Here is a 20895-nt window from a genome sequence, read left to right as displayed (position 1 = left end):
CCAACCCTCTCCCCGTAAGAACGGGGAGAGGGAGCAGACCGGCCGATCCGGTCGCACCTAAGAACGCTCAAAGGAGAACGCCATGTTGTTGAAGGATCAGGCAGCCATCGTGACCGGCGGCGCATCGGGGCTTGGCGCTGCCACTGCGCGAAAACTCGCGGCGCAGGGCGCCAAGGTCGCGGTGTTCGATCTCAATGCCAAGCTCGCGGAAACCGTCGCCGCCGAGATCAAGGGCGTCGCCGTGACCTGCGACGTCTCCGATGCCGCCTCCGCTGAAGCCGCGATCGCGCAGGCGACGAAGGCCCACGGCCCGGCCCGCGTGCTGGTCAATTGCGCCGGCATCGGCGTTGCCAAGCGCGTGGTCGGCCGCGACGGCCCGATGGCGCTCGCCGATTTCGACAAGGTGATCAAGGTCAACCTGATCGGCACCTTCAACATGCTGCGCCTTGCTGCGACCGAGATGTCCAAGCTCGAGCCGCAGGCGACCGGCGAACGCGGCGTCATCATCAACACCGCCTCCGTCGCCGCCTATGACGGCCAGATCGGCCAGTCGGCCTATTCGGCGTCCAAGGGCGGCATCGTCGGCATGACGCTGCCGATCGCTCGCGAGCTCGCGCAGTTCGGCGTCCGCGTGCTGACGATCGCGCCCGGCCTGTTCCTCACGCCGCTGCTGGCCAACCTTCCGCAGGAAGCCCAGGACTCGCTCGCCGCGGCGATCCCGTTCCCGCGCCGGCTCGGCAATGCCGACGAGTTCGCCGCGCTCGCGCTGCACATGGTCGAGAACGCCTACCTGAACGGCGAAGTGGTGCGCCTCGACGGCTCGCTGCGCATGGCGCCGAAGTAAATCGATGATCGGGATTACAACAGCGACCTCGACCTTACCTCTCCCATTGGGAGAGGTCGGCGCGCAGCGCCGGGTGAGGGGCCCTGCCCTATCGAGAGGCCGTACTCCCTCACCCGAATTGCTCTTGACGATGCTGCGCATCGCAAGGCGCAATTCGACCTCTCCCTCCGGGAGAGGTGTGTCACAGCGCTAGTGGATGCATAACTTATGTTCGTGAACCGGCGCAAGGTCCAGATCCAGTGGGGCGATTGCGACCCCGCCAACATCGTCTATTACCCGCGCTATTTCGCGATGTTCGACGATTCGACCTCGACCCTGTTCGAGGTCGCCGGCTTCTCCAAGCAGGACCTGGTCCGCAAATATGGCCTGGTGGGTATTCCCATGGTCGACACGCGAGCCAAGTTCTACATCCCCTCGACCTATGGCGACTGGATCATCATCGAAACCAAAATCGAGAGCATCAAGCGCTCGAGCTTCGAGGTGAAGCACAACGTCTACAAGGGCGAGGCGCTGGCGATCGAGGGGTTCGAGACCCGCGTCCTTGTCGGCCGCGACCCCGTTAACCCCGACAAGCTGAAATCGGCACCGTTTCCGGCGGAAATGGTAGCCAAATTCACGGAGAGCTAGAGCCCGGAGCTAAATCGCCGCATCACCAAAAGAGGGGGCTGAATTACCCCCCGATTTCTGCTTTCAAAGAAACACGTCAAGGGAGGAATAGATGAAACGTTTTTATTTGACCGCTGCCATCACCGCGGCCGCGCTGGCGCTGCCGGCATTGCCTGCGCTGGCCCAGACCAGCGAAATCACCATCGGCATCACCACCACCACGACCGGCCCGGGCGCAGCCCTCGGCATTCCCGAGCGCAATGCGCTGGAATTCGTGCCGAAGGAGATCGGCGGCGTGCCGCTGAAGGTGATCGTGCTCGACGACGGCGGCGATCCCACCACCGCGACCACCAACGCCCGCCGCTTCGTGACCGAGTCCAAGGCCGACATCATCATGGGCTCGGCCCTGACGCCGCCGACCATCGCGGTCTCCAACGTCGCCAACGAGGCCGGTATCCCGCATTTCGGCCTCGCGCCGTTCCCGATCACGCCCGAGCGCATGAAGTGGTCGGTCGCGATGCCGCAGCCGATTCCGATCGTGGGCAAGGTGCTGTACGATCACATGAAGTCCAAGGGCGTGAAGACGCTCGGCTATATCGGCTATTCCGATTCCTACGGCGACCTCTGGTTCAACGACCTCAAGGCCCAGGCCGTGCCGATGGGCATGACCATCGTCGACGAGGAGCGCTTTGCCCGTCCGGACACTTCGGTGACCGGACAGGTGCTGAAGCTCGTCGCCGCCAATCCGGACGCGATCCTGGTCGGGGCGTCCGGCACCGCGGCCGCGCTGCCGCAGACCGAACTGCGCGAACGCGGCTACAAGGGCCTGATCTACCAGACCCACGGTGCTGCCAGCATGGACTTCATCCGCATCGCCGGCAAAGCGGCGGAGGGCGTGCTGATGGCCTCCGGGCCCGTCATGGACCCCGAGGACCAGCCGGACACCGCGCTGACCAAGAAGCCGGGCCTCGCATTGAACTCGGCCTATGAAGCCAAATATGGCGCGAACAGCCGCAGCCAGTTCGCCGGCCATTCCTACGACGCGTTCGAAATCCTCAAGCGCGTGATCCCGACGGCGCTGAAAACCGCAAAACCCGGCACGCCGGAATTCCGCGAAGCCATTCGTCAGGCGCTGCTGACGGAGAAGGAGCTGGCGGCGAGCCAGGGCGTCTACAACTTCACCGAAAAGGACCGCTACGGCCTCGACGAGCGCTCGCGCATCCTGCTCACGGTGAAGGACGGCAAGTACATGCTGGTGAAGTAGGCGCGGCGAGGATTTGAGACGACGAGAGCCGGCCCGGTGGGCCGGCTTTTTTTGTTTTGCTCCGGACTCTCAGCTCGTCATGGCCGGGCTTGTCCCGGCCATCCACGCCTTTCCGCCCGATCCAAAGAACGTGGATGCCCGGGACAAGCCCGGGCATGACGATGTGGAAGGTTCAGCGCCCGTCGCTGCAACAGCCGAACGCTACGCCGCCTGCCGCAGCGGGGTCCAGGCGAACTCCGGATAGTAATTGTCCATCATGCGGTCGACATAGGCGGTGAGGTTTGGAAATCCCTCGGCGCGCTCGCGCAAAGCCGATTCGAAGAACGGCGAGAGAACGCCGGCGAGCATGCCGAAAGCGGTGGCATCGACGCCGCAGGGCTTGCTGCCCATCAAGTACGCCTTGTCGCCGAGCTGCACCGAGAGCGCGAACAGCGAGCGCACCGCGAGATCGACGTCGTCGTCCGGCGCATGGCGGCCGAGGCCGGAGAGCAGATAGTTCTCGGCGACCCGGAATTGCGCATCCTCGCGCAGCTTCTCGCGGTTGTGCTCCGGCGCGCCGTCGAAGAAATGCGCGGGCCCCTTGGCGAAATTGACCGGATCGACCCAGCGCGCGCCGACCAGCGCCCAATAGACGTGATGCTCGATCATGCGCTCGAACGCCCAGGCCTGCGCGCGTTCCTGCAACGAAAGTCCTGCGTCGAAATCGAAGCCGTAGCGGCGCTCGATATGGGCGCGGATGAAGGTGGAATCGGCCACCGCCTCGCCGCCGTCGTCGATGAAGGGCAGCTGACCCTTGGGGGACGCGGGCGGCATCGCCCGCTCCTTCCGGTAAGGCAGCCCCGCCATCTTGAGCTGCACCTCCGTCTTGGTGACGAAGGGGCTGATTTCCGGCAGGCCGAAGCCGGCGCCAAAGCCGTAAAGCGTGATCATGCGGGCTCTCCTGAACCTGTCGAACGAGTGGAAGGAACCTAGCGGCCGGCTGCTGCCACCATGGTGGCAGCAGCCGTGATATCTTCTGCGAAGCGGGCCCCTCGCCAGGCGCGGCCCATCACGTAGCGGACCAGCGCATCCGCGGCATGGACCAGCGAACGCGTCACGGCGGTCGCGAGCGCAAGGCGGAGGTCGACGACCATGACATCAAGCGAAACGAGGCGGCGGAATGCCCAAGCCTGCCACGCCCGAACCTGGAAAGGCTGGCTCCGCCACAACGGGCCGGCCGGGCCGAAATGGGTTGGAATGATCATGGACAAATCCTCTTCAGTCGATGTGTTGTCCCGGTATAGAACTCCCCTGCTGCCAACATCCTGTCAGCAGCCGCGCGCCGCCTTCTGAAGAGACCACCGGAAAAAAACAGCGACAAGGGACCTGTCATGAGACGCGCAGACCGGCTGTTTCAAATCATCCAGGTGCTGAGGCGCACGCGGAAGCCGCTGACGGCGGACGCGATCGCGGCCGAGCTCGAGACCTCGAAGCGTACGATCTATCGCGACATCGCGACGCTGATCGGCCAGCGCGTGCCGATCCGCGGCGAAGCCGGCATGGGTTACATCCTGGAGAAGGGCTTTGACCTCCCGCCGCTCATGCTGACACCCGACGAGATCGAGGCGGCGGTGCTGGGCGCGCAATGGGTCGCCGGACACGCCGATTCCACGCTGGCGCGCGCGGCCGAAGACTTGATGGCCAAGATCGCCGACACCGTGCCTGAGCGCCTGCGGCCTTTCGTGCTGGAGCCGGCGAGCCGGGCGCGGCCGAGCTGGAACAGGGAGCCGGACCGCCTGGACATGGCGCGCACCCGCACCCAGATCCACGAAGGCAGGAAGATCATGCTACGCTATCGCGACGAGCAGGGTCGTCCCAGCGAGCGCATGATCTGGCCGATCTCGGTCGGCTATCTCGAAGCCGTGCGGCTGCTGGCGGCCTGGTGCGAGCTGCGCGGCGACTTCCGCAGCTTCCGCACCGACCGCGTGGTCGAGGCGACCTATCTCGACGAGAAATATCCGGAACGGCGCGACGTGCTGCGCGCCAGATGGCGGCAGAGCCTGGTCTGGGGTCCGCCAAAGGACACGTGAGGACGATGGAAGAGATCGACCTGTCGAGTTGTTGCCAGGGTTGCGGCGCCTGCTGCGGCTATTCGCAAAACTGGCCGCGCTTCTCGATCGAGAGCGACGAGGAACTCGCCGCGATTCCCGAAGGGCTGGTCAATGCGCGCCAGTCCGGCATGCGCTGCGAGGGTGATCGCTGCTCGGCGTTGCAGGGAGAGATCGGAAAGATGACGGCCTGCGCCATCTATGACGTACGGCCGGAGGTGTGCCGCACCTGCATTCCGGGCGACGCCGAATGCGCGATGGCACGCCGGAAGTTCGGCTTGCCGATGATAGAGGCCGCTTAGGCGGGCACCGCTTCGCTGATCTCGTCGTCGAGCTCGTCATCGAGCGGTGCGAGCACCGAGAGCGGCTTGGTCGACAGCGTGATCGGCTTGCGGCCGCCCGACAGCGACGGCGAGGATTTCGTCGCGCGTTCCCGCGACAGCGCATAGAGCGTCGAGCCGACGCGGCCGCCGTTCTCGACCAGGTCGCGCTCGCTGCAGCTTGCCGCAATCGCGACCGCCAGCGAATGCAAATGGCTGCGGCGATAGCAGAACAGCGCCAGCCTGGCGCGCACGTCAGGGGAAACACTCTCAACCAGCCTCGGCAGCCCACTCTCGCTGGCGCGATACATTTCGCCAAGGAGCTCGTCGCGGACCGGGCAGAAATCGCTTTCAAAGGTGTCGCGGCTTGAAAACATTGCAGTTCTCCCTCGTGTCAGGAAGATGCAGCGTAATTCTCTAACGAAAGGTTAACCACACCGGCCGGTAGTCACCCGGGATGATTGCGCCCCGGCCGCGAATCAGAGGCGGGAGGCATTGCAGATTGCCGTCATTCCGGGGTCGCGAAGCGAGAACTACGGTGCGCAGTTGCGCACCTGAGAATCTCGAGATTCCGGGTTCGGTCCTGCGGACCGCCCCGGAATGACAGATGCGCAGCAGTCAGTTCGCCGCCATGAAGATGGAGAGGCCGAAGCCGGTCAGGTGATGCAGCGCCTGGTCGACGCCTATCAGGGTCCAGAACCAGGGATGCGCGAGGTCGACGCCGAAATTGGCGGAGACGAACCCCTTGGCGCGGTCGATCGTGATGTGGATCGCGAAGTCGATCAGCGCCACGAACCAGAATCTCGGCGCCACGATCAGGATCAGCGGCAGCGCAACGGCAAGGTGGATCAGGCAGTGCACCAGAAGCGGCAGGGCCCAGCCATGCTTCTGGTCCTTGCCGTGCGCCATCCAAGCGGTCTGGAGAACGAAATCGGCGATGATGTGCTTGAAGGTGAGCAGCAACATCCAGCCAATGAGCGCTTCAACCGGAATCGCCGATGACATGGGTGGAAACGACAAGCTGACGCCCTCATTGACGTGACGAGAAGAATTGGAGCGTTCAGCGCAACTTCTTCTTGGACCGGTCAAATCGCCGGGACGCGCGATTTATGACATTTCCAGCGGCGGAATGCAGCCGGGGGAACCGGAAAATCGCCAAGTGTGGCTAACTGGTGATAGGATGACCGATCGCCGCGGACGTGTCGCGTCCGGTTACCTCCGGCTCGAAATTTGCGTTCTGTTACCGTCGCGCTATCATCGGCGACAGAGAATATCTTTCTTTTTTCAGACATTTACGAACTGCAGGGCGCCCGCCGCGAGCCGACCGCCATCCGAGATTAAGGCCAGGTGCTGCCATGAGTACTGAAGGCCCCACCTCATCGCCGACCGAACCGCCGCCCCGGCGCCCCAAAGTGATCAAGACAAACCAGCAGCAGGTTTTCCTGTACGTCGTGCTGACCCTGCTGTTGTCGCTCGCCACCGTCTGGGGCGGTCGCGCCTTGCTGCACAATTCGGAGACGCTGACCTTCGCCGTCGGTGCTCCCAACAGTGACGAAGCGCTATTCGCGGCCAAGCTCGCCACTGTGGTGAAGGACAACGGCTCCCGCGTCCGGATCGAGATCGTCAACAACGCGGATAACGCCAAGGCGCTCGCCCAATTCGACCGCAAGCAGGCTGACCTCGCCGTCCTGCGCAGCGACTCCAAGGTGCCGCTGCGCGCGCGCACGCTCGCGATCCTCGAGCATGATCTCGTGCTGCTGCTCGGACCCGGCAACAAGAAGATCAAGTCCCTCTCCGAGCTCAGGAAGAAGAAAGTCGCGGTCGTCGCCGAGAACGAAGCCTCGCTCGCCTTCGTCCGCAGCATCCTCGAGGTCCCGGACGGCCCCGAGGCTGCGAGGGTCCAGATGGCGCCGCGGGGCGCAACGCTCGACAGGCTGTTTGCCCCGCCGAACGGCTTTGGCGCGGTGGTCGCCGTCGTCCACGCCTCCAGGGCCGTCAGGGACAAATCCTATGAGCAAGTCGCCAGACGCGGCGGCTTCACGCTGAACGCGATCGACGAAGCGAAGATGCTGGCCCGCAAATTCCCGGGCATCTCCGGCGAGACACTGACGGCAGGCACGTTGTCGACATCGCCGCAAATTCCCGACGACGATCTCGACACGATCGGGCTCGAATGGCTCCTGGTCGCACAATCGAGAATGTCCCCGACGACGGCAGGCGAGCTCGCGCGTATCATCTACGAGAACAAGTCCGCGCTCGGCCTCGACAACGGCTTCGCCACCAGGATAGAACCCGCGTCCGTCGAGAAGGATGCGTTCGTGATCGCGCACCGGGGCGCCGCCGATTACATCAACGACGACACCAAGTCGTTCATCGACAAGTACAGCGATCTGATGTATGTGGGCGTTGCCGCGCTCAGCATCATCGGTTCGATCTTCGCGGCGATCTACGCCAAGATCACGAGGATCGCGCCGGAGAAGGCCAGCGAGCTCTCCACCGCCATCCTCGACATCGGCGAGCGGATCGAGCATGCCCACTCGCTGGACCAGCTCGAATGTCTCCAGGACGAGCTGGAGGCCATCTTGCGCGGCGCCGTTATCGGCCTCAGAGACGGCACGATCAGTACCGACGGGCTCGACACCTTCAAGCTCGGCTACGAATTCGTCCGCGACGAGATCGGCATGCGCCGCGACTATCTGAAACGTCATGCCGGCGAAGCCGACAAGACGGTGCGCGACGTTGGCCCGGCCCAGCCGGATGACAGCAATGTCGTGGTGGTGAAGACCGCCCAGAGCGCCTGATCCACCGTCCGGATGAAACAGCCCGCACCGTCGTTGACGGTCTCCGCCCGGGCGGGCACTTTGGCGCCGACAATGGAGACGAGAATGTCGGACACCGCCGAGGCAGCCACCGGCCCCCTGATCGAGATCACCGGCGCACGCGCCACCATCCGCCTCAATCGACCGAAACATCTCAACCGGCTCCAGGCGGAGGATCTCGGCGAGCTGACGAGACTGTTCGACCGGGTCGAGGCCGATCCCGATATTCGCGTGCTGGTGCTGACCGGCACCGGACGCGCCTTCTCCGCGGGCTACGATCTCAATTCGGTGGCGGAGCGCGCGGTCAGCGCGAGCGAGCAGCAGAGCGCGGGCTCGGCTTTCGAGGTGGTCGTCAACCGGCTGGAGGATTTGGGCGTACCGACCATCTGCCGGCTCAACGGCGGCGTCTATGGCGGCGCGACCGACCTCGCCCTCGCCTGCGATTTCCGGATCGGCGTCGATACCGCCGAAATGTTCATGCCGGCGGCGCGGCTTGGGCTGCATTATTACCCGAGCGGTATCAAACGCTACGTGACGCGTCTCGGCGTAGACAATGCGAAGAAACTGTTCCTGACCGCACAGAAGATCGGCGCGCCGGAGATGCTGCGCATCGGCTATCTCACCGCGATGGTGCCGGTGGAATGCCTGGACGAGGAAGTCGACAAGCTCGCTGGCGTCCTCGCCGGCAACGCCCCGCAGGCGATGCGCGGCATGAAGCGCGCCATCAACGAGTTCGCCCACGGCGAGTTCGATGAAGCCGCCGCCGACCAGCGCCACCGCGACAGCATGCGGGGCGACGAGATCAAGGAAGGCATCAAGGCGTTTGCGGAGAAGCGGGCACCACGGTTTTGAGTGGCCGGTCAGGGAGTACGAGGAGGCGCCTCACACTCCATTGTCGTCCCGGACAAGCGAAGCGAAGCGGAGCGCCGATCCGGGATCCATAGCCACAGGGGGTGGTTGTGGAGAGAAACTGGTCACTCCGAGTCTTCGCAAAACATCTTCCTGTGGTTATGGATCCCGGGTCTGCGCTGCCGCTTGCCCGGGACGACACCGAATATGGAGCTCTCGCTCAGCCCCCAACCGCCTTGGCATGCTGCGCCGCCATCTCCGCATCCGCCGCATTGATCCGCTGGAACGCCGGCCGCGCCGTCATGCGTTCGGCATAACGAACGAACACGTCCTTCTTCGGCACGATGCCGAACATCATCGTCCAGCTGAAGGCGACGCCCCAGAGCACGTCGGCGGCCGTCATGCGCTCGCCGAGCAGATATGGGCCCTTCGACAGCTGTGCCTCGAGCGCGCCCAGCATGGTGTCATAATCGGCATAGGGCGATTGCGTGATCGGCGCCGGCTCGCGCTGCATGAACTTGTCGATCAGGGCCGGCTCGAACGACGATCCGTAATATGCGATCCAGCGCAGATAGGGGCCACGCAGCGGATCGTTCAGGGCGGGCGTGAGGCCGGCCTGCGGAAACAGGTCGGCGAGATAGATGGTGATGGCGACCTGCTCCGTCACCAGCGCCTCGCCGTGGCGGATCGCCGGCACCTTGCCAAGCGGGTTGATGGCGAGATAGGCGGGCTTACGCTGCTCGCCGGCCTTCATGTTGAGAACGTGGAGATCGTAAGGAGCGCCCAGCTCCTCCAGCAGCACCCGCGTGCCGGTGGCGCGCGTCTGCGGCGAATAATACAGCGTGATGTGGCTCGGATCGGTCATGGCAGTCTCCCTCTCGCCGGCTGGCGCTGGGCTGCTTGTAGCGGACCATACCTGACATCTTCTGTCAGGTATGGTTTAAGGGATCATGCGCGCGAGCCGGATGCTGTCGATCCTCACCACCCTCCAGGCCAGGGGACGGGTCACCGCGCCCGCGCTCGCGGAGGCCTGCGAAGTTTCGGTGCGCACGATCTACCGCGACATCGATGCGCTCGCGGCGTCCGGCGTTCCCGTTTACGCCGACCGCGGCGCCGAAGGCGGCTATCGCCTGCTCGACGGCTATCGCGTGCGGCTGAACGGCCTGTCGCAGAGCGAGGCGGGCGCGCTGTTCCTGGCGGGATTGCCCGGCCCTGCGGCGGCGCTCGGGCTCGACGCCGCGATGATCGCCGCGCAGAACAAGCTGATGGCTGCCCTGCCCGAGACTCTGCGCGAAGACGCCGGCCGGATGCAGGAGCGTTTTCATCTGGACGCACCGGGCTGGTTCGGCGAGGCGGAAGACCCAAAGCACCTGCGCGCCATCGCCGGCGCCGTGCTGCGCGGGACGCTGATCAGGATCCGCTACCAGAGCTGGCGCGCGGAGAAGCAACGCCGCGTCGCTCCGCTCGGCCTCGTGCTGAAGGGCGGCAGCTGGTATCTCGCCGGCCAGGTCGACGGCAGCGTGCGTACCTATCGCGTCGCGCGCGTGCTCGACTGCACGGCGCTCGGCGACCGCTTCGACAGGCCCGCCGGCTTCGATCTCGGCGCCTATTGGCAGGCCGCGACGCTGCGCCTGGAAGCCGAGATGCATCCCAATGTCGCGATCGTGCGGCTGTCGCCGTTCGGCGTCAAACTGCTCGACGCGCTGAGCCAGCCCTATGTCAAGGCGCGCACGCAGCTTGACGAGACCATAGATGCCGATGGCTGGCGCATTGCGCGAATCCCGGTCGGCAAGACGTCGTGGCACGCCGCGGCGGAATTGCTGCGGCTCGGACCCGAGGCCGAAGTGCTGGAGCCCGCCGATCTCCGCGACAAGATGGCGGAGCTGACGCAAGCGATGGCTGCGCGCTATCGCACGGTGCGAAAGGCCTGACGGCAGCACACTTTGTCGCAGCCCACGAAACAATCCTGAAACACGATTCTCCGCATCCCGTGTGAACGCGATCGCATCTCATCCCGACCGAGATGCAGGGACACAACAATGGCCCCTGCGCCAAATGGAGAATGAAGATGTTTCGTAAGCTTGCTCTCGGTCTGATCGCTGCCGGCTCGCTCGGTGTTGCCGCCCTCGCGCCCACCGCGGCCTCGGCGGGCGGCTTCCATCACCATCACGGTCATCACCACTGGGGTCCCGGCTGGGGCTTTGGCGGTATCTACCTCAACACGGGCGTCAGCAACTGCTACCAGGAGCGCCTCGTCCGCACCCGTCATGGCCTGCGCGTGCGCGTCGTGAATGTCTGCGCCTACGGGATCTACTGAGCACATCTAGCGGCTGGCGCAACCCCGATCGCTCCGCGACCGGGGTTCGTCGTCTCAACTCGCAAGAGCCGCCGGCGTTGCCGACGCGGCTTGCTCGTCGGCAAGAGAATTGCGTTCGGATATCCATCGTTCGGCGCGCGAACGCCGCAGCGAAGGTGCAAAATAAAACCCCTGCGCAACGTCACAGCCGACCCGGCGGATGATGTCGAGCGCTTCCGAGTTCTCGACACCCTCGGCCACGACCTTCATGTTGAACGCCTTGGCAAGCGCAACGGACGCATCGACGATCTTCATCATGTCGTCGTCGGATTCGCAGCCCTTGATGAAGGACTGGTCGATCTTCAGCTCGCTGAACGGAAGCCGCGCCAGGACTGCGAGCGATGAATAACCGGTGCCAAAGTCGTCGATTGCCGTGCCGATGTTCTTGAGCCGCAGACGCACCAGAATGTCGTTGGCGCGGTCGACGTCGGCCATTGCCGTGGTTTCGGTGATTTCCACCGTCAGCGACGATGGGGGCACGTTCTCGCGGCGCAGGATCTCCTCGATCCGGTCGGGCAGGGTCAAGTCCGACATCAGCGAGCCCGAGATGTTGACGGCGATCGTGAAGCCGGGATTGCGCTCGATCATCTTTCGGCCCTGCGACAGCGCCGATGAAAGGATGCAATCGGTCACCTCGCGCATGAGGCCGGCCTGTTCGGCGATCGGAATGAAGACCATGGGCGAGACCATGCCGAACTCGGCGGTGCGCCAGCGTGCGAGGGCTTCGGCGCCGACAACCCTGCCGGTCCGCAGCGCGACCTTCGGCTGAAACTCGACGAAGAACTCGCGATTGGCGAGACCGCGCGCAATTCTGTCCGGCGTAATCCGGGGCGGCGGCGAGGCAGTCTTCGCGACCAGTGGCGAGCGCTGCGGCAGTTCGAGCGCGCAGCGCAGGCGGTTGAGATCGAGCGGCTTGGTCAGGCATCCGGCGAGCGGCAGCTTCAATCCGACGGCAACCCGGCGCGTCGCCTTCATGATGCGATCATCGCAGCCGCTGATGATCACGATCGACATCGCGCGGAGGTCTCGTTCTGCGACGAAACGCAACAGCTCCACCCCATCCCGCTCGCCAAGCGACAGGTCCAGCGCCATGATATCGAAGGTTTCGCGTGCCAGAAGCTCGGTTGCAGCCTCGTACGATGGAACAACGACGGAATCGTATCCGAGCTTCGAGCCGATCTTGCTGATCAAAACCCGCTGCACCAGATCGTCGTCGACCACAAGAAGACGGCCTCTCGTCGCGCTCATCATCAATCTCCCTTGACTGCTTGCACGCTAGAGCGGCGGGCCTCGCTTGGTCGTGAATACAACACGGCTAGAACTTTCCCTATCGGGAAGCACCTGTTAGCCATGTTTTGCGGCTCGTCCAAACCATTGATTTCAATGTAAATTTTCGAACCACTCGCGGCCACTCGGCGAGACAGTATCGCAATGACCCGCAAGACGAGCGCGTGTGATGAACGTGCAATGAAGCTTTCTATCGGGAGCTGGCAAACGCGCGCGGGAGAGGGGCGCGCGACTAGCCGGCCGGCCGCTGTCGGCGAAACCAGGCCCAGGTCTCCCGCGTCGTCCTGATGTAGCCGCGGCCGCGATGCACGATCTCGCCGTCGACGATCTCGTTCAGCTTCGGCAACGCGTGAAAGGGGATCGAGGGATAGGCGTGGTGCTCGACATGGTAGGGCATGTTCCACGCGAACCATTTGACGACCGCGCCGGTGTAGGTGGTACGGGTGTTGTGGAAGGCGCTGCGGGTGTGGTCACACCCGGTATGCTCGGCGTAAAGGTAGGGCCGCAGGAAGAACTGCCCGATGATGAGCGGCACGATCCAGACCCAGAGCAGCAGCGCCGAGGAAAACCAGAGTGAGAGCGCGAGCAGCAGCGCATAGAGGGCCACATGGATCCGCGCCTCCGTCACGATGACGGCGCGCTTGTTCTCGGGAATCCAGGGCACGGTAACCGTGCCGGTGAACGCATGGCCGAGCATCAGCCACAGCCGGCCGGCGACCTGGAGCAGGCCGCTATAGGCCAGCGCAAGCTGCGTGTCGGATGCCGGCTTTACCCCGACGATCAGCTCGGGATCCCTTTCTGGATCCTGCGTGTAACGGTGATGGTCCCAGTGAAACAGGCAGTAATATTCGTAAGGCAGTCCGATGATGAAGGCCGAGAGATGGCCCACCGTGAGATTGAGGCCGCGGCTCCTGAACGCCGTCTTGTGCGCGGTCTCGTGCACCGCCATGAACAGGAAGGCAACGACATAGCCCTGCACCACCATCAGCGGCAGCGCCCAGAGCACGCCCCATGTCGACGATACCTTCCAGATCAACGCGCCCACCAGCAGGATCACGCCGTAATGGCCAAGGCTCTGCGCCGCACCCCTGATATTGGAACGAACCGACAATTCGCGCAGCATGGCCGGTGTCAGCGGCTTCAGGCGATGACCGGGTTCTGAAACGGTTGCGTCGCTCATGATCGGTGCCTGCCTTACTTGCTGAGAAGCGCGGCGATCTCGGCCTTGATGAAGGCCTGGTCGCGCGGATTGTTGACGGGGTTGCCGGCGCGATGGCCATGCAGCGATGGGATCGGATGCAGCACGGCCGATGTCGCGCTGACGAGCCGGCCGAGTTCGTCCTCATTGTCGCGGACGTCGAAATAGCGATCTGTCGCGCCCGGCATCAGCAGCATGTGAGCCTTGATCGCCGCCAGCGCCCGGTCGAAATCACCCGCGAATGTCGGGCAGCGGCTGACGTCGCCATTCTGCCAGATCCCGATCTGCGCCAGGAGGTCGTTGGCGTCGCGCCGCGCAAACGTCGCGTCCCAGGCACGGACGAGATAATCTTCCAGCGAATTGAAGCCGGCCTCGCGCCACAGTTCGTCGCGATAGAAGCCGTGCGACATCGCCCAACCGGCATAGACGCGCCCCATGGCGCGGTAGCCGGCAAGGGGCTTTTCGGCGAAACGGCCATCGCGAAAGGCGGGATCGGCAGTGAGCGCAGCCTTCACGCTTTCCAGGAAGACGTGATTGTAGGGCGCGCAGCGGGCGCTGCCGCAGACGACCGCGGCACGCTCGACCATGTCAGGATGCAGCGCCGCCCAGTGATACGCCTGCATACCGCCCATCGACCAGCCATAGACCAGCGCGAGCCTCGAGATGCCGAAGCGTTCGGTGAGCAGCCGGTGCTGGACCGCGATGGCATCGTGATAGGTCACCGCGGGGAAGGGCGCGGGCGTATTCGACGGCGAGGACGACAGGCCGTTGCCGAACAGGTTCGGGATGATGATGAAATAACGCGTAGGATCGAGCACGCCGTCGGGCCCGATCAGCCATTCCGTGTCGGTGTGCTGCGCACTGAACGAGGTCGGATAGAGGATGACGTTGTCCCGGGCCGGGCTCAGCGTGCCGTAGGTCTTGTAGGCGAGCTTCATGGCGGGAAGGACGGTCCCCGATCGGAGCAGGACGTCGCCGGCCTCGAAGATCTCGTAGTCGCGCTGCGCCGTCATGCATTCAGCTCCCGCTCACGGAGGCCGCAAAACCCCACGGCTTCCGCGATGCATCGATCATGCCGAACCCCGCAGAGACGTCGTTTTGCGGCAGGACCATAATAATGTACTTTTAGTACAGTTATTGCGGGCCGGCAAGATAAATCCGAACGCAGGTCCGGCTCAGGCGATGGCCGACAGATAGCGCGCGACCGACGCGGCGAACGCAGCCTTGGCGCCGCTGGCGATGTTGCGGCCCCACCAGGCTCCGTAGATCCGGTCGAAGGCGAGCGGCTCGACGGCTGCCGCGATCCGCCGCACCGCGGCGGCACCCAGCGGCATGTAATTCGGATAGGAATACATGAAGCTGACGAAGCGGCGGTCCATCGTCACCTGCGCGATGTCCCCGGTGAGCAACGCGCCCTTGCCGTCCGCACCACGCCCATAATGCAGCATGGTGGCGCCGGCGAAGTGGCCGCCGGTGCGCAGCAGCAGCACGTCGTCGGTAATGCGATGGCGGTCGCCGGTCCAGTGCACGATCGCCGGATGAGGCCGTGTGACGAAGGCGCGGTCATCGGCGTGCAGGTACACCGGCACGCCGCCAAACGTGTCGCTCCAGTCGGCGACCGCGCCGTAGTAGTGCGGATGCGAGATCGCGATGGCCTTCAGCCCGCCGAGTGCTGCGACATGCTGGATGGCCTCGTCGGTCGCAAGCGGAATGCAATCCCACATCACGCAGCCATCGTCTTGAGGCACCAGCAGTGCGCGCTGCCCGATGGCAAAGCTCGGCTCCATCCCGATCCCGGTGAGGCCAAGATCGTCGCGGCCCACCAGTCGATGCCTCCGCGCGAGCTCCTCGCGCGCGAGAAAGGTCTGCCCTTTCCAGTTCACGAACTGTCGCTCGTCCTCGCAAATCGGGCAGGAGTCGGGCGGCGCTGCGCGTGAGGGAAATTGAGCACCGCAGGTTTCGCAGGTCCAGAGAGGCATGACTCGGGCTCCGTGGAAAGATCCAGGATGACATCGGGGACAAGCTCCCGGCAAGATCGATAGCCGGCGGCAGTGACTGGAACCAACGCTCTGAGCGCCCGTTACGTTCAGGTCCACGCCAGAACGATCGGCCAAGGGAATCACGACGCACGAAGAGCATGTTCGAGTTTCGATGGCATCGCGGTCTCCCACCTCGCCCCGTATCTGGCCTTTGTTCGCGCTCAACTTCTTCATGGCCGACATGCAGTCGGGCATCGGGCCGTTCGTGGGTGTCTTCCTTCAGGAGCGCGGCTGGGCCAGCGGGCTGATCGGCACTGCGATGACGATCGGCAACGTCGCGGGCATGCTGATCACGACGCCGATCGGAGGATTCATCGACGCCAGCCGCAACAAGCGGCTCTGGGTCGTCATTCCCGGCATCTGCGTCGTTCTCGCGTCCGGGATCATCCTGATCTCGCAGAACTTCTGGGCGGTGACTTTCTCGCAAGTCGCGCAATCGCTGGCGAGCGCCGCGATCGTGCCGGCGGTAACGGGCATCACGCTCGGCATCGCCAAGCAGAAGGGCTTCAATGCGCTCAATGGCCGCAACCAGGCCTACAACCATGCGGGCAACATGGTCGGCGCCGGCTTGTCGGGCTATCTCGGCTACAAGTTCGGCTATGTCGCCGTGTTCGCGCTGGCGGCCGTGTTCGGTGCCATCGCCATCGCCTGCGTCCTGATCATCCCCGCAAAGGCAATCGACGACCGCGCCGCGCGCGGCAGCAAGGAGGACGACTCCAAGGCTCCGCCGGATGCGATGACGATGCTGCTCAAGCACCGGGCGCTGCTCGTGCTGGCTCTCGCCCTCGCGCTCTTCCATCTCGGCAACGCCGCCATCGTCCCGCTCTACGGACTAGCCGCGGTGGCCGAAGGACAGGCCAACGGCCCGAGCTTCGTCGCGACCACCGTCGTGATCGCGCAAGGCGTGATGATCGTGACGTCGCTGATCGCGATGAAGGCCGCGAGCAAGCGCAACTACTGGCCGGTGATCCTGGTGTCTTTCATGTTCTTGCCCGTCCGCGGCGTGCTCGCCTTCTTCGTCACGGGGTGGTGGGGCGTCGTGCCGATGCAGGTGCTCGACGGCATCGGCACCGGGCTGCAGACTGTCGCCGTCCCGGGCATGGTCGCGCGCTCGCTCAATGGCACCGGCCGCATCAATCTCGGCCAGGGCGCCGTGATCACGGTGCAGGGCATCGGCGCGAGCCTCAGTCCCGCACTTGGCGGCTGGATCGCGCAATGGATCGGCTACGGACCGACCTTCCTGCTGCTCGGCGGCTTTGGGCTCGCGTCGATCGTGCTGTGGCTGGCCTTCGCGGCGGCGGTGAAGAAGTATTGAGGCGAGATCATCACGTCCCAAAATTCTTCTGGATCGCCTTGTCAAGCGTCTCGCCGCCGACGAAGCGCTGGCGCAGCTCGCGCTTGAGCAGCTTGCCGCTCGGATTCTTAGGCAGACTGTCGACGAAGATGACGCGCTTCGGCACCTTGAAATGCGCCATCTGGCCGGCGCAGTGCTTGATGACGGCGTCCTCGTCCAGCGTCTCCCCGCTCTTGACCACGACGATTGCGGTCACCGCCTCGATCCAGCGCGGATCGGGCAGGCCGACCACGGCGACCTCGGAGACGGCGGGGATGCGATAGACCATCTCCTCGACCTCGCGGCTCGCGACGTTCTCGCCACCGGTCTTGATCATGTCCTTGACGCGATCGACTACGGTGATGTGGCCCTCGTCGTCGACCGTGGCGAGATCGCCCGAGTGAAACCAGCCGCCGGAGAACGCGGCCGCGGTCTTGACGGGATCGTTGTAGTAGCCGGACAGCAGATGCGGCGAGCGGTGCACGATCTCGCCGACTTCGCCCACCTTGACATCCTCCATCGCCGTGTTGACCACGCGCGTTTCGACATTGAGCACGGGCTTGCCGGCCGAGCCGGCCTTGCGCAGCTGGTCCTCGGGTCGCAGCACGGTTGCGAGCGGTGCGATCTCGGTCTGGCCGTAGAAATTCCAGAACTTGACGTTGGGCAGGCGACGCTGAAGCTCGAGCAGGACTTCCACCGGCATGATCGAGGCGCCGTAATAACCCTTCTGCAATGTCGACAGATCGGTCGTGTCGAAGTTCGGCGAGCGCAGCATCGCGATCCAGATCGTCGGCGGCGCGAAGAAGGACGTGATCTTGTGTGCCTCGATCAGCGCCAGGATATTGTCGGCAGTCGGCTTGCCGGTGATCACGCCGGAGGCGCCGAGATAGATCTGTGGCCCCAGGAAGACATCGAGCTGGGCGCAATGATAGAGCGGCAGCGCGTGCATGAACTTGTCGTCCGCGCTCATGCCGCCGTCGATGATGCAGCTGACATACTGCCACATCACGGCTTCATGGGTCAGCATTGCGCCCTTGGGCAGGGATTCCGTGCCGCTGGTGTAGACGATCTGCGCAAGATCGCGGCTGTCGACCGATGCATCCAGGAACGAGCCGTCGGCGTCGAGGAGATCGTCGAAGGTGGTGAGGCCCGCGGGGGCCATGGCCGCATCCTCGCCCGGTAGCCAGATCATCTTCTCGACCGCGCAACCCCTGGCGCTCGCCGCGCGTGCCTGCTCGAGGAAGTCCGGTCCGGTCGCGAGCAGTTTCGCGCCGGAGCTCTTCAAAATGAAATTGATCTCGTCCGGATTGAGCATGAAGTTGATCGGCACCAGCACGGCGCCGATCCGCGCCGCCGCGAAGCGCAGCGCGGCGAAGGCGTGCGAATTGCGCGACAGCACCGCGACTCGGTCGCCCTTCCTGACGCCAAGCCCGAGCAGGCCGCGGCCGAGCCGGTTGCAGATCGCGTCCATTTCGACAAAGGTCCAGCTCACACCGCCGCAGCTTACCGCGAGCTTGTTCGGCTCGCGGCCCGCCGAGCGGCGCAAGAGATCGCCGATCGAATGCTCGCGCGCTTTCGAGATGGTGGCTGCGGTGTCGCCGGTCATGTGTTCCTCCGTGTGATGTCTTTGTTTGTTGTGCTGCACGAATTCCAGGGGCGCTATCTGCGGCGGGTCGCCTGCGCGTGCTCCATGTACATGTGCTCGACCGAGCGATCGAGCGACGCGATTTTCTCGAAGCCGCGCCGCCAGTCCTGCAGGTGCCGGCGCGTCCACAGCACGCCGGCTTCGCGGTCGCGGCGGCGGATCGCATCGATGAGATGGCGGTGCGCCGCGACGAGACGCGGGCCGCCTTCGGCGACACCTGTCACGATCATCTCAGTGGTCGGATAGAACAATTGCGCTGCCGGCTCCCGCGCGAGTTGGAGCACGCGGTTCTGCGAGGCCTTGGCGACCAGAACATGGAATTCGGCATCGCATTCGGCAAGCATCGCAGCGTCGCCGACCACGGCCTCGCTGCGCGCGAGATTGCCGGCGAGCTCGGCGATGTTCTCCTCCGTCGCCCGTTCCACCGCGCCCTCGATGCTGGCGACTTCCAGCGTCATGGAAGCCTCGTAGAGTTCACGGAAGGTGACCTCGTGCAGGACCAGCGCGCGGCTGAGACGGCTCGCGAGCTTGCTGTAGCGCGGCAGGCAGGCGTGCAGGCGGCGCGAGGAATCGCGCCTGATCAGCCCGCCTTCCTCCAGGACGCGGATGCCCTCGCGAATGGTCGAGCGATTGACGCCGAATTGGCGGACCAGATCGTGCTCGGTGCCGATGGGATCGCCTGGCTTGATGCGGCCATTGACGATCTCGCGCTCGATGGCGTCAGCAACCTTCTGATAGGCGGGCGCGACATCGATCGGACGAAATAGCGGAGCGACAGGCAAATCAAACTCCATTGGCGATTGTCCGACAAACCTTATGCCTGACCGGAGAATGCGTCAAACTCCCGCATTTAGGCCTCTGGTGCAAGAAATTGACTCTGCCGGAAGCTGGCTCTAGCTTTGTCGGACAAAGGGACAGAATAGCCCCTTATAAGAGGAAACGTATCCAATGAGACCTATCGCGGCACTCGTGTCTGCGGCCGGATTGCTGTCGGCTGCCTTGATCGCCCCCACCTCGGCCCAGCAGGCGCCGCTCAAGATCGGCGTGCTCTCCGACTTCTCGTCCGTCTATTCAGACATCGGCGGCATGGGGAATGTCGAGGCCACCAAAATGGCGATCGAGGACTTCGGCGGCAAGATGTTCGGCAAACCCATCGACATGGTCAGTGCCGACGTGCTCAACAAGCCCGACGTCGCCTCCACCATCGCCCGCAAATGGTGGGAGACCGAAGGCGTCGACATGATCATCGATCTGCCGACATCGGCGACGGCGCTCGCGGTGATGGAGCTGTCGAAGCAGTACGAGAAGATCATGATCGTGACGGATGCGGCGAGCTCCGACATCACCGGAAAGTCCTGCTCGCCCTACACCGCGCACTGGACCTACGACACCTATGCCAACGCGCACACCGTGGGCAGCGCCATCGTCAAGAACGGCGGCGATACCTGGTTCTTCCTGACCGCGGACTACGTGTTCGGCCATTCGGTCGAGCGCGACACCGGTGACGTCGTGAAGGCCTCCGGCGGCAAGGTGCTGGGCAGCGTCAAGCATCCCCTCAACACGGCGGACTTCTCCTCGTTCCTGCTTCAGGCCCAGGCTTCCAAGGCCAAGATCATCGGCCTCGCGAACGGCGGCGGCGACACCATCAACGCGATCAAGCAGGCCGGCGAGTTCGGGATCGTCGCCGGGGGCCAGAACCTGGCTGCGATCGTGATGTTCATCTCCGACGTGCACAGCCTCGGGCTCAAGCTGGCGCAAGGCCTGATCGTCACCGAGGCCTATTATTGGGACCTGAACGACAAGACCCGCGCCTTCGGCAAGCGCTTCCTGGAGCGGGTCAAGCGCATGCCGACCATGAACCAGGCCGCGACCTACAGCGCGACGCTGCATTATCTCAAGGCCGTGCAGGCTGCCGGCACCAGGGACACCAAGACCGTGATGGCCAAGATGCGCGAGCTGCCAGTGCGCGACGCCTTCACCGACAACGGCACCTTGCGCGAGGACGGCCGCATGGTGCACAGCATGTACCTGTTCCAGGTGAAGAAGCCCGAGGAATCGAAGGGGTCCTGGGATTACTACAAGCTGCTCGCCGAAGTTCCCGCGGACCAGGCCTTCCGGCCGCTGAAGGACGGCGGCTGCCCGCTGGTGAAGTGAGGCGGCCCGGGTCGAGCCGATGCGCAATTCCTCCACCAGCTCTCGCGCGTCCACTCGGCCGATCAGGGCGGACGCGCGGCGGATGACGACGTGC

22 protein-coding genes are annotated in these 20895 nt (G+C 64.4%); 11 read left to right on the top strand and 11 right to left on the bottom strand.

Features of this window, described 5'->3' with window-relative positions; translation table 11 throughout:
• Nucleotides 1-82: 82 nt before the first annotated feature.
• From EDE08_RS27870 to EDE08_RS27860, 3 genes are all read left to right on the top strand, one after another.
• The gene (locus EDE08_RS27870; protein WP_028180698.1) at nt 83-844 is read left to right on the top strand and encodes an SDR family NAD(P)-dependent oxidoreductase; all 762 of its coding nucleotides are present in this window, start codon (nt 83-85) and stop codon (nt 842-844) included.
• 207 nt (nt 845-1051) lie between these two features.
• Nucleotides 1052-1471 (top strand): acyl-CoA thioesterase, encoded by a 420-nt coding sequence (locus EDE08_RS27865; protein ID WP_131872021.1) that lies wholly within the window; start codon nt 1052-1054, stop codon nt 1469-1471.
• A gap of 91 nt (nt 1472-1562) precedes the next feature.
• On the top strand, nt 1563-2714 hold the full coding sequence (locus EDE08_RS27860; protein ID WP_131872022.1) for an ABC transporter substrate-binding protein: 1152 nt from the start codon (nt 1563-1565) through the stop codon (nt 2712-2714).
• A gap of 201 nt (nt 2715-2915) precedes the next feature.
• Here the strand turns inward: EDE08_RS27860 and EDE08_RS27855 are convergent, their stop codons facing one another.
• Together EDE08_RS27855 and EDE08_RS27850 are read right to left on the bottom strand one after the other, a co-directional pair.
• Nucleotides 2916-3644, bottom strand: a complete 729-nt coding sequence (locus tag EDE08_RS27855) for a glutathione S-transferase family protein (RefSeq protein ID WP_035669661.1) — start codon at nt 3642-3644, stop codon at nt 2916-2918.
• A 38-nt stretch (nt 3645-3682) separates the two neighbouring features.
• Nucleotides 3683-3958, bottom strand: a complete 276-nt coding sequence (locus EDE08_RS27850) for a hypothetical protein (RefSeq protein WP_131872023.1) — start codon at nt 3956-3958, stop codon at nt 3683-3685.
• A 126-nt stretch (nt 3959-4084) separates the two neighbouring features.
• On the opposite strand from EDE08_RS27850, the gene EDE08_RS27845 reads away from it, so the two are divergent.
• Both EDE08_RS27845 and EDE08_RS27840 read left to right on the top strand, forming a co-directional pair.
• A complete protein-coding gene (locus EDE08_RS27845; RefSeq protein ID WP_131872024.1) occupies nt 4085-4783 on the top strand; it encodes a helix-turn-helix transcriptional regulator in 699 nt (232 codons plus the stop codon).
• A 5-nt stretch (nt 4784-4788) separates the two neighbouring features.
• The gene (locus EDE08_RS27840) at nt 4789-5103 is read left to right on the top strand and encodes a YkgJ family cysteine cluster protein (RefSeq protein ID WP_165936231.1); all 315 of its coding nucleotides are present in this window, start codon (nt 4789-4791) and stop codon (nt 5101-5103) included.
• Here the strand turns inward: EDE08_RS27840 and EDE08_RS38630 are convergent.
• The gene (locus EDE08_RS38630; protein ID WP_165936230.1) at nt 5100-5498 is read right to left on the bottom strand and encodes a hypothetical protein; all 399 of its coding nucleotides are present in this window, start codon (nt 5496-5498) and stop codon (nt 5100-5102) included. The two genes, EDE08_RS27840 and EDE08_RS38630, sit on opposite strands and share 4 nt — an antisense overlap.
• 241 nt (nt 5499-5739) lie before the next feature.
• Nucleotides 5740-6087, bottom strand: a complete 348-nt coding sequence (locus tag EDE08_RS27830) for a DUF3307 domain-containing protein (protein WP_050995144.1) — start codon at nt 6085-6087, stop codon at nt 5740-5742.
• A 389-nt stretch (nt 6088-6476) separates the two neighbouring features.
• Between EDE08_RS27830 and EDE08_RS27825 the strand changes: the two genes are divergently transcribed.
• A complete protein-coding gene (locus EDE08_RS27825; RefSeq protein ID WP_131872027.1) occupies nt 6477-7922 on the top strand; it encodes a TAXI family TRAP transporter solute-binding subunit in 1446 nt (481 codons plus the stop codon).
• Nucleotides 7923-8006: 84 nt separating this feature from the next.
• On the top strand, nt 8007-8792 hold the full coding sequence (locus EDE08_RS27820; protein ID WP_131872028.1) for an enoyl-CoA hydratase/isomerase family protein: 786 nt from the start codon (nt 8007-8009) through the stop codon (nt 8790-8792).
• A 217-nt stretch (nt 8793-9009) separates the two neighbouring features.
• Here the strand turns inward: EDE08_RS27820 and EDE08_RS27815 are convergent, their stop codons facing one another.
• A complete protein-coding gene (locus EDE08_RS27815; protein WP_131872029.1) occupies nt 9010-9654 on the bottom strand; it encodes a glutathione S-transferase family protein in 645 nt (214 codons plus the stop codon).
• An 85-nt stretch (nt 9655-9739) separates the two neighbouring features.
• Between EDE08_RS27815 and EDE08_RS27810 the strand changes: the two genes are divergently transcribed.
• Nucleotides 9740-10720, top strand: coding sequence for a helix-turn-helix transcriptional regulator (locus EDE08_RS27810; protein WP_131872030.1), 981 nt, complete (start codon nt 9740-9742; stop codon nt 10718-10720).
• 137 nt (nt 10721-10857) lie between these two features.
• Complete coding sequence (locus tag EDE08_RS27805) at nt 10858-11106, top strand: hypothetical protein (RefSeq protein ID WP_028138614.1); 249 nt, start codon at nt 10858-10860, stop codon at nt 11104-11106.
• Nucleotides 11107-11160: 54 nt separating this feature from the next.
• On the opposite strand, the gene EDE08_RS27800 is transcribed toward EDE08_RS27805, so the two are convergent.
• The 4 genes from EDE08_RS27800 to EDE08_RS27785 all read right to left on the bottom strand — a co-directional run bounded on the left by EDE08_RS27800 (nt 11161) and on the right by EDE08_RS27785 (nt 15609).
• Nucleotides 11161-12393 carry an EAL domain-containing response regulator gene (locus tag EDE08_RS27800; protein WP_165936229.1) on the bottom strand — a complete coding sequence of 411 codons (1233 nt, stop codon included), beginning with the start codon at nt 12391-12393 and terminating at the stop codon, nt 11161-11163.
• A 271-nt stretch (nt 12394-12664) separates the two neighbouring features.
• Complete coding sequence (locus EDE08_RS27795; RefSeq protein WP_131872032.1) at nt 12665-13612, bottom strand: fatty acid desaturase; 948 nt, start codon at nt 13610-13612, stop codon at nt 12665-12667.
• Between the two features lie 14 nt (nt 13613-13626).
• Nucleotides 13627-14643: an alpha/beta fold hydrolase gene (locus EDE08_RS27790; RefSeq protein WP_131872033.1), complete on the bottom strand. Its 1017-nt coding sequence runs from the start codon at nt 14641-14643 to the stop codon at nt 13627-13629.
• Nucleotides 14644-14805: 162 nt separating this feature from the next.
• Nucleotides 14806-15609, bottom strand: a complete 804-nt coding sequence (locus EDE08_RS27785) for an MBL fold metallo-hydrolase (protein WP_131872034.1) — start codon at nt 15607-15609, stop codon at nt 14806-14808.
• Nucleotides 15610-15781: 172 nt separating this feature from the next.
• Here EDE08_RS27785 and EDE08_RS27780 point away from each other — a divergent pair, with 172 nt between their 5' ends.
• Entirely contained in the window at nt 15782-16984 is a 1203-nt protein-coding gene (locus EDE08_RS27780) for an MFS transporter (protein WP_131872035.1), read from the top strand.
• A gap of 10 nt (nt 16985-16994) precedes the next feature.
• On the opposite strand, the gene EDE08_RS27775 is transcribed toward EDE08_RS27780, so the two are convergent.
• Together EDE08_RS27775 and EDE08_RS27770 are read right to left on the bottom strand one after the other, a co-directional pair.
• Nucleotides 16995-18608, bottom strand: a complete 1614-nt coding sequence (locus tag EDE08_RS27775) for an acyl-CoA synthetase (protein WP_131872036.1) — start codon at nt 18606-18608, stop codon at nt 16995-16997.
• A gap of 53 nt (nt 18609-18661) precedes the next feature.
• A complete protein-coding gene (locus EDE08_RS27770) occupies nt 18662-19441 on the bottom strand; it encodes a FadR/GntR family transcriptional regulator (protein WP_131872037.1) in 780 nt (259 codons plus the stop codon).
• Between the two features lie 154 nt (nt 19442-19595).
• Between EDE08_RS27770 and EDE08_RS27765 the strand changes: the two genes are divergently transcribed.
• Nucleotides 19596-20801, top strand: a complete 1206-nt coding sequence (locus EDE08_RS27765) for an ABC transporter substrate-binding protein (RefSeq protein ID WP_131872038.1) — start codon at nt 19596-19598, stop codon at nt 20799-20801.
• The last annotated feature ends 94 nt before the right edge of the window (nt 20802-20895 follow it).

Origin of the sequence: Bradyrhizobium sp. R2.2-H (assembly GCF_004346455.1) — a bacterium.
Lineage (GTDB): Bacteria > Pseudomonadota > Alphaproteobacteria > Rhizobiales > Xanthobacteraceae > Bradyrhizobium > Bradyrhizobium diversitatis.
Note: the sequence above shows the minus strand (reverse complement) of the source record. Positions and strands in the feature narration are given on the sequence as shown.

Coding starts and splice junctions, on each gene's coding strand:
- EDE08_RS27840 (WP_165936231.1), top strand. CDS start 4,789: ATGGAAGAGATCGACCTGTCGAGTTGTTGCCAGGGTTGCGGCGCCTGC.
- EDE08_RS27795 (WP_131872032.1), bottom strand. CDS start 13,612: ATGAGCGACGCAACCGTTTCAGAACCCGGTCATCGCCTGAAGCCGCTG.
- EDE08_RS27790 (WP_131872033.1), bottom strand. CDS start 14,643: ATGACGGCGCAGCGCGACTACGAGATCTTCGAGGCCGGCGACGTCCTG.
- EDE08_RS27865 (WP_131872021.1), top strand. CDS start 1,052: ATGTTCGTGAACCGGCGCAAGGTCCAGATCCAGTGGGGCGATTGCGAC.
- EDE08_RS27830 (WP_050995144.1), bottom strand. CDS start 6,087: ATGTTGCTGCTCACCTTCAAGCACATCATCGCCGATTTCGTTCTCCAG.
- EDE08_RS27775 (WP_131872036.1), bottom strand. CDS start 18,608: ATGACCGGCGACACCGCAGCCACCATCTCGAAAGCGCGCGAGCATTCG.
- EDE08_RS27805 (WP_028138614.1), top strand. CDS start 10,858: ATGTTTCGTAAGCTTGCTCTCGGTCTGATCGCTGCCGGCTCGCTCGGT.
- EDE08_RS27870 (WP_028180698.1), top strand. CDS start 83: ATGTTGTTGAAGGATCAGGCAGCCATCGTGACCGGCGGCGCATCGGGG.
- EDE08_RS27770 (WP_131872037.1), bottom strand. CDS start 19,441: ATGGAGTTTGATTTGCCTGTCGCTCCGCTATTTCGTCCGATCGATGTC.
- EDE08_RS27845 (WP_131872024.1), top strand. CDS start 4,085: ATGAGACGCGCAGACCGGCTGTTTCAAATCATCCAGGTGCTGAGGCGC.
- EDE08_RS27850 (WP_131872023.1), bottom strand. CDS start 3,958: ATGATCATTCCAACCCATTTCGGCCCGGCCGGCCCGTTGTGGCGGAGC.
- EDE08_RS27815 (WP_131872029.1), bottom strand. CDS start 9,654: ATGACCGATCCGAGCCACATCACGCTGTATTATTCGCCGCAGACGCGC.
- EDE08_RS27780 (WP_131872035.1), top strand. CDS start 15,782: ATGGCATCGCGGTCTCCCACCTCGCCCCGTATCTGGCCTTTGTTCGCG.
- EDE08_RS27855 (WP_035669661.1), bottom strand. CDS start 3,644: ATGATCACGCTTTACGGCTTTGGCGCCGGCTTCGGCCTGCCGGAAATC.
- EDE08_RS27785 (WP_131872034.1), bottom strand. CDS start 15,609: ATGCCTCTCTGGACCTGCGAAACCTGCGGTGCTCAATTTCCCTCACGC.
- EDE08_RS38630 (WP_165936230.1), bottom strand. CDS start 5,498: ATGTTTTCAAGCCGCGACACCTTTGAAAGCGATTTCTGCCCGGTCCGC.
- EDE08_RS27825 (WP_131872027.1), top strand. CDS start 6,477: ATGAGTACTGAAGGCCCCACCTCATCGCCGACCGAACCGCCGCCCCGG.
- EDE08_RS27800 (WP_165936229.1), bottom strand. CDS start 12,393: ATGAGCGCGACGAGAGGCCGTCTTCTTGTGGTCGACGACGATCTGGTG.
- EDE08_RS27860 (WP_131872022.1), top strand. CDS start 1,563: ATGAAACGTTTTTATTTGACCGCTGCCATCACCGCGGCCGCGCTGGCG.
- EDE08_RS27820 (WP_131872028.1), top strand. CDS start 8,007: ATGTCGGACACCGCCGAGGCAGCCACCGGCCCCCTGATCGAGATCACC.
- EDE08_RS27810 (WP_131872030.1), top strand. CDS start 9,740: ATGCGCGCGAGCCGGATGCTGTCGATCCTCACCACCCTCCAGGCCAGG.
- EDE08_RS27765 (WP_131872038.1), top strand. CDS start 19,596: ATGAGACCTATCGCGGCACTCGTGTCTGCGGCCGGATTGCTGTCGGCT.